We start from the raw sequence: 6,692 nt of genomic DNA, 5'->3' as shown, positions 1-6,692 counted from the left end.
ACTGTGGCTTATTGGCTATCATGCTGAAAACAAAGGATTACATCTGAGATATCAGGCCAACAGCATTAAAGCACGGCGGGTAATCTCGTATCTGACGTTAGCGAAGAATGTCTTACGACACTCCCCGCTAATTTTAAGACGAACAGTGCTAAGCACAGTTCTTAATCATCTCGCCAAAACCTACCAGAATATGGTGTTGGTTTATTAGCGCTGATTTATGGGGATCCCTCAGCGCTTTATGCGGGTTTTTTTACAAAGCTGATAACAAGCGGGCGATTAAGCCAGTTTGTTGATCTGTGCAGTCAGGTTAGCCTTATGACGTGCCGCTTTGTTTTTGTGGATCAGACCTTTAGCAGCCTGACGGTCCACGATCGGTTGCATTTCGTTAAATGCTTTCTGTGCAGCAGCTTTGTCGCCAGCTTCGATAGCTGCGTATACTTTCTTGATGAAAGTACGCATCATAGAGCGACGGCTTGCGTTGTGCTTACGAGCCTTTTCAGACTGAATGGCGCGCTTCTTAGCTGATTTGATATTAGCCAAGGTCCAACTCCCAAATGTGTTCTATATGGACAATTCAAAGGCCGAGGAATATGCCCTTTTAGCCTTCTTTTGTCAATGGATTTGTGCAAATAAGCGCCGTTAATGTGCCGGCACTCGTTACGTAGTGATGGCGCAGGATTCTACCAGCTTGCGGGGTGTGAATACAGCTTTTCCGCGATAAAAATTGCAGCACGCGGTCAGTTTCTTCCCATGATTTGCGCCATGGCAATGAAAAGCCACTTCTTTCTGATTTCGGTACTCAATCGCCGGTTAACCTTGACCGCTGTACAAGGTATACTCGGACGATTTTCACTGTTTTGAGCCAAACATGAAGCTGATACGCGGCATACATAATCTCAGCCAGGCCCCGCAAGAAGGGTGTGTGCTGACTATTGGTAATTTCGACGGCGTGCACCGCGGTCATCGCGCACTATTACAGGGCTTGCAGGAAGAAGGGCGCAAGCGCAACTTACCGGTGATGGTGATGCTTTTTGAACCTCAACCACTGGAACTGTTTGCTACCGATAAAGTCCCGGCACGACTGACCCGGCTGCGGGAAAAACTGCGTTACCTTGCAGAGTGTGGCGTTGATTACGTGCTGTGTGTGCGTTTTGACAGGCGTTTCGCGGCGTTAACCGCGCAAAATTTCATCAGCGATCTTCTGGTGAGGCATTTGCGGGTAAAATTTCTTGCCGTAGGTGATGATTTCCGCTTTGGCGCTGGTCGTGAAGGCGATTTCTTGTTATTACAGAAAGCGGGTATGGAATACGGCTTTGACATTACCAGTACGCAAACTTTTTGTGAAGGTGGCGTGCGTATCAGCAGTACTGCTGTGCGTCAGGCGCTGGCAGATGACAATCTGGCTCTGGCAGAGAGTTTACTGGGGCACCCCTTTGCCATCTCCGGGCGTGTGGTCCACGGTGATGAATTAGGGCGCACTATAGGTTTCCCGACGGCGAATGTACCGCTACGCCGTCAGGTTTCCCCGGTGAAAGGGGTTTATGCGGTGGAAGTGCTGGGCCTCGGTGAAACGCCGTTACCCGGCGTTGCAAACATCGGAACACGCCCAACGGTTGCTGGTATTCGCCAGCAGCTGGAAGTGCATTTGTTAGATGTTGCAATGGACCTGTACGGTCGCCATATACAAGTAGTGCTGCGTAAAAAAATACGCAATGAGCAGCGATTTGCGTCGCTGGACGAACTGAAAGCGCAGATTGCGCGTGATGAATTAACCGCCCGCGAATTTTTTGGGCTAACAAAACCGGCTTAAGCCTGTTATGTAATCAAACCGAAATACGGAACTGAGAATCTGATGAGTGACTATAAATCAACCCTGAATTTGCCGGAAACAGGGTTCCCGATGCGTGGCGATCTCGCCAAGCGTGAACCGGGAATGCTGGCGCGTTGGACTGATGATGATCTGTACGGCATCATCCGTGCGGCTAAAAAAGGTAAAAAAACCTTCATTCTGCATGATGGCCCTCCTTATGCGAATGGCAGCATTCATATTGGTCACTCGGTTAACAAGATTCTGAAAGATATAATCGTGAAGTCCAAAGGGCTTTCCGGTTATGACTCGCCGTATGTGCCTGGTTGGGACTGCCACGGTCTGCCGATCGAGCTGAAAGTAGAGCAGGAATTTGGCAAGCCGGGTGAGAAATTCACTGCCGCCGAGTTCCGTGCCAAGTGCCGCGAATACGCTGCGACCCAGGTTGACGGTCAGCGCAAAGACTTTATCCGTCTGGGCGTGCTGGGCGACTGGTCGCACCCGTATCTGACCATGGATTTCAAAACTGAAGCCAATATCATCCGCGCACTGGGCAAAATTATCGGCAACGGCCACCTGCACAAAGGCGCGAAGCCAGTTCACTGGTGCGTTGACTGCCGTTCTGCTCTGGCAGAAGCGGAAGTTGAATATTACGACAAAACCTCTCCGTCCATCGACGTTGCTTTCCAGGCGGTCGATCAGGATGCGCTGAAAGCAAAATTTGGCGTAAGCAACGTTAACGGCCCAATCTCGCTGGTGATCTGGACCACTACGCCGTGGACTCTGCCTGCCAACCGCGCAATCTCTCTGGCGCCGGATTTCGACTATGCGCTGGTGCAGATCGACGGTCAGGCCGTGATTCTGGCGAAAGATCTGGTGGAAAGCGTAATGCAGCGTATCGGCGTGACCGATTACACCATTCTCGGCACGGTAAAAGGTGCGGAGCTTGAGCTGCTGCGCTTTACCCATCCGTTTATGGGCTTCGACGTTCCGGCAATCCTCGGCGATCACGTTACCCTGGATGCCGGTACCGGTGCCGTTCACACTGCGCCTGGCCACGGCCCGGACGACTATGTGATCGGTCAGAAATACGGTCTGGAAACCGCTAACCCGGTTGGCCCGGACGGCACTTATCTGCCGGGCACTTACCCGTCGCTGGATGGCGTGAACGTCTTCAAAGCGAACGACATCGTCGTTGCGCTGCTACAGGAAAAAGGCGCGCTGCTGCACGTTGAGAAAATGCAGCACAGCTATCCGTGCTGCTGGCGTCACAAAACGCCGATCATCTTCCGCGCAACGCCGCAGTGGTTCGTCAGCATGGATCAGAAAGGTCTGCGTGCACAGTCGCTGAAAGAGATCAAAGGTGTGCAGTGGATCCCTGACTGGGGCCAGGCGCGTATCGAGTCGATGGTCGCTAACCGTCCTGACTGGTGTATCTCCCGTCAGCGCACCTGGGGCGTACCGATGTCACTGTTCGTGCACAAAGACACTGAAGAGCTGCATCCGCGTACCCTCGAACTGATGGAAGAAGTGGCCAAACGTGTTGAAGTTGATGGCATCCAGGCGTGGTGGGATCTCGATGCGCGTGACATCCTCGGCGATGAAGCAGATCAGTACGTGAAAGTGCCGGATACGCTCGACGTATGGTTTGACTCCGGTTCTACCCATTCCTCCGTCGTTGACGTGCGTCCGGAATTTGCCGGTCACGCTGCAGACATGTATCTGGAAGGTTCTGACCAACACCGCGGCTGGTTCATGTCTTCTTTGATGATCTCTACCGCGATGAAGGGCAAAGCACCGTATCGTCAGGTGCTGACTCACGGCTTTACCGTGGATGGTCAGGGCCGCAAGATGTCCAAATCTATCGGCAACACCGTTTCGCCGCAGGACGTGATGAACAAACTGGGCGCGGATATTCTGCGTCTGTGGGTGGCATCGACCGATTACACTGGTGAAATGGCCGTTTCTGACGAGATCCTGAAACGTGCTGCCGACAGCTATCGTCGTATCCGTAACACTGCACGCTTCCTGCTGGCAAACCTGAACGGTTTTGATCCGGCAAAAGATATGGTGAAACCGGAAGAGATGGTCGTGCTGGATCGCTGGGCCGTAGGTTGTGCGAAAGCGGCACAGGAAGACATCCTTAAGGCGTACGAAGCATACGATTTCCACGAAGTGGTACAGCGTCTGATGCGTTTCTGCTCCGTTGAGATGGGGTCCTTCTACCTCGACATCATCAAAGACCGTCAGTACACCGCCAAAGCGGACAGTGTGGCGCGTCGTAGCTGCCAGACTGCGCTGTATCACATCGCAGAAGCGCTGGTTCGCTGGATGGCACCAATCCTCTCCTTCACCGCTGATGAAGTGTGGGGCTACCTGCCGGGCGAACGTGAAAAATACGTCTTCACCGGTGAGTGGTACGAAGACCTGTTTGGTCTGGCAGACAGCGAAGCGATGAATGATGCGTTCTGGGATGAGCTGTTGAAAGTGCGTGGCGAAGTGAACAAAGTCATTGAGCAAGCACGTGCCGACAAGAAAGTGGGTGGCTCGCTGGAAGCAGCAGTGACGCTGTATGCAGAACCGGAACTGGCGGCGAAACTGACCGCGCTGGGCGATGAATTACGATTTGTCCTGTTGACCTCCGGCGCTACCGTTGCAGACTATAACGACGCACCTGCTGATGCTCAGCAGAGCGAAGTGCTCAAAGGGCTGAAAGTCGCGTTGAGTAAAGCCGAAGGTGAGAAGTGCCCGCGCTGCTGGCACTACACCCAGGATGTCGGCAAGGTGGTGGAACACGCAGAAATCTGCGGCCGCTGTGTCAGCAACGTCGCCGGTGACGGTGAAAAACGTAAGTTTGCCTGATGAGTCAATCGATCTGTTCAACAGGGCTACGCTGGCTGTGGCTGCTGGTAGTCGTGCTGATTATCGATCTGGGCAGCAAATACCTGATCCTCCAGAACTTTGCTCTGGGGGATACGGTCCCGCTGTTCCCGTCGCTTAATCTGCATTATGCGCGTAACTATGGCGCAGCGTTTAGTTTCCTTGCCGATAGCGGCGGCTGGCAGCGTTGGTTCTTTGCCGGTATTGCGATTGGTATTAGCGTAATCCTGGCGGTGATGATGTATCGCTCGAAGGCCACGCAGAAGCTAAACAATATCGCTTACGCGCTGATTATTGGCGGCGCGCTGGGTAACCTGTTCGACCGCCTGTGGCACGGCTTCGTTGTCGATATGATCGACTTCTACGTCGGCGACTGGCACTTCGCCACCTTCAACCTTGCCGATACAGCTATCTGTGTCGGTGCGGCACTGATTGTGCTGGAAGGTTTTTTGCCTTCTAAAGCGAAAAAACAATAATAAACCCTGCCGGATGCGATGCCGTCGCATCTTATCCGGCCTACCGATTGCTGTAACATCGTAGGCCGGATAAGGCGTTTACGCCGCATCCGGCAAAAAATCCTCAAAATATAAGAGCAAACCTGCATGTCTGAATCTGTACAGAGCAATAGCGCCGTCCTGGTGCACTTCACGCTAAAACTCGACGATGGCACTACCGCCGAGTCTACCCGCAACAACGGTAAACCGGCGCTATTTCGCCTGGGCGATGCTTCTCTTTCCGAAGGGCTGGAGCAACACCTGCTGGGGCTGAAAGTGGGCGATAAAACCACCTTCTCGCTGGAACCAGAGGCGGCGTTTGGCGTGCCGTCACCGGACCTGATTCAGTACTTCTCCCGCCGTGAGTTTATGGATGCAGGCGAGCCAGAAATTGGCGCAATAATGCTTTTTACCGTAATGGATGGCAGTGAGATGCCTGGCGTGATCCGCGAAATTAACGGCGACTCTATTACCGTGGATTTCAACCATCCGCTGGCCGGGCAGACCGTTCATTTTGATATTGAAGTGCTGGAAATCGATCCGGCACTGGAGGCGTAACATGCAGATCCTGTTGGCCAACCCGCGTGGTTTTTGTGCCGGGGTAGACCGCGCTATCAGCATTGTTGAGAACGCGCTGGCCATTTACGGCGCACCGATTTATGTCCGTCACGAAGTGGTGCATAACCGCTACGTGGTCGATAGCCTGCGTGAGCGTGGGGCTATCTTTATTGAGCAGATTAGCGAAGTGCCGGACGGCGCGATCCTGATCTTCTCCGCACACGGTGTTTCTCAGGCGGTACGTAACGAAGCGAAAAGCCGTGATTTGACGGTGTTCGACGCGACCTGTCCACTGGTGACCAAAGTGCATATGGAAGTCGCCCGCGCCAGCCGTCGTGGCGAAGAGTCTATTCTTATCGGTCACGCCGGGCACCCGGAAGTGGAAGGTACGATGGGCCAGTACAGCAACCCGCAAGGGGGAATGTATCTGGTCGAATCGCCGGATGATGTGTGGAAGCTGACGGTTAAAAACGACGGGAAACTCTCCTTTATGACCCAAACTACGCTGTCGGTGGATGACACGTCTGATGTGATCGACGCGCTGCGTAAACGCTTCCCGAAAATTGTTGGGCCGCGCAAAGATGATATCTGCTACGCCACCACCAATCGTCAGGAAGCAGTACGCGCCCTGGCAGAGCAGGCAGAAGTGGTGCTGGTGGTCGGTTCGAAAAACTCCTCCAACTCCAACCGTCTGGCGGAGCTGGCCCAGCGTATGGGCAAACGCGCGTTTTTGATTGACGATGCGAAAGACATCCAGGAAGAGTGGGTGAAAGACGTGAACTGCGTCGGCGTGACTGCGGGCGCCTCGGCTCCGGATATTCTGGTGCAGAATGTAGTTGCTCGTTTGCAACAGCTTGGTGGTGGCGAAGCCATCCCGCTGGAAGGCCGCGAAGAAAATATTGTTTTCGAAGTGCCGAAAGAGCTGCGTGTGGATATTCGTGAGGTCGATTAAG

At 53.5% G+C, this 6,692-nt stretch carries 7 protein-coding genes and 1 pseudogene; 7 read left to right on the top strand and 1 reads right to left on the bottom strand.

All coding sequences use genetic code 11. The features are described 5' to 3' along the window. Positions 1-208 (top strand): annotated as a pseudogene (locus tag A7090_RS02680) (IS4 family transposase); the annotation flags it as partial. A gap of 68 nt (positions 209-276) precedes the next feature. On the opposite strand, the gene rpsT reads toward A7090_RS02680, so the two are convergent. Continuing rightward, a complete protein-coding gene (gene rpsT / locus A7090_RS02675; protein WP_001274021.1) occupies positions 277-540 on the bottom strand; it encodes a 30S ribosomal protein S20 in 264 nt (87 codons plus the stop codon). Between the two features lie 102 nt (positions 541-642). Here rpsT and A7090_RS02670 point away from each other — a divergent pair, with 102 nt between their 5' ends. The 6 genes from A7090_RS02670 to ispH all read left to right on the top strand — a co-directional run bounded on the left by A7090_RS02670 (position 643) and on the right by ispH (position 6,691). Next, entirely contained in the window at positions 643-861 is a 219-nt protein-coding gene (locus A7090_RS02670; protein ID WP_105272930.1) for a DUF2575 family protein, read from the top strand. A gap of 7 nt (positions 862-868) precedes the next feature. Then, positions 869-1,810 (top strand): bifunctional riboflavin kinase/FAD synthetase, encoded by a 942-nt coding sequence (gene ribF / locus A7090_RS02665; protein ID WP_105272929.1) that lies wholly within the window; start codon positions 869-871, stop codon positions 1,808-1,810. A 42-nt stretch (positions 1,811-1,852) separates the two neighbouring features. Further along, entirely contained in the window at positions 1,853-4,669 is a 2,817-nt protein-coding gene (ileS, locus tag A7090_RS02660; protein WP_105272928.1) for an isoleucine--tRNA ligase, read from the top strand. Continuing rightward, complete coding sequence (lspA, locus tag A7090_RS02655) at positions 4,669-5,163, top strand: signal peptidase II (protein ID WP_105272927.1); 495 nt, start codon at positions 4,669-4,671, stop codon at positions 5,161-5,163. Before ileS ends, lspA begins: the two co-directional genes overlap by 1 nt. A 126-nt stretch (positions 5,164-5,289) precedes the next feature. Beyond that, positions 5,290-5,739 (top strand): FKBP-type peptidyl-prolyl cis-trans isomerase, encoded by a 450-nt coding sequence (gene fkpB, locus A7090_RS02650; protein ID WP_105272926.1) that lies wholly within the window; start codon positions 5,290-5,292, stop codon positions 5,737-5,739. 1 nt (position 5,740) lies between these two features. Next, on the top strand, positions 5,741-6,691 hold the full coding sequence (gene ispH / locus A7090_RS02645; RefSeq protein ID WP_105272925.1) for a 4-hydroxy-3-methylbut-2-enyl diphosphate reductase: 951 nt from the start codon (positions 5,741-5,743) through the stop codon (positions 6,689-6,691). The last annotated feature ends 1 nt before the right edge of the window (position 6,692 follow it).

Source organism: Escherichia sp. MOD1-EC7003 (assembly GCF_002965065.1).
Taxonomy (GTDB): Bacteria; Pseudomonadota; Gammaproteobacteria; order Enterobacterales; family Enterobacteriaceae; genus Escherichia.
This window is presented reverse-complemented; position numbering and strand designations above follow the sequence as displayed.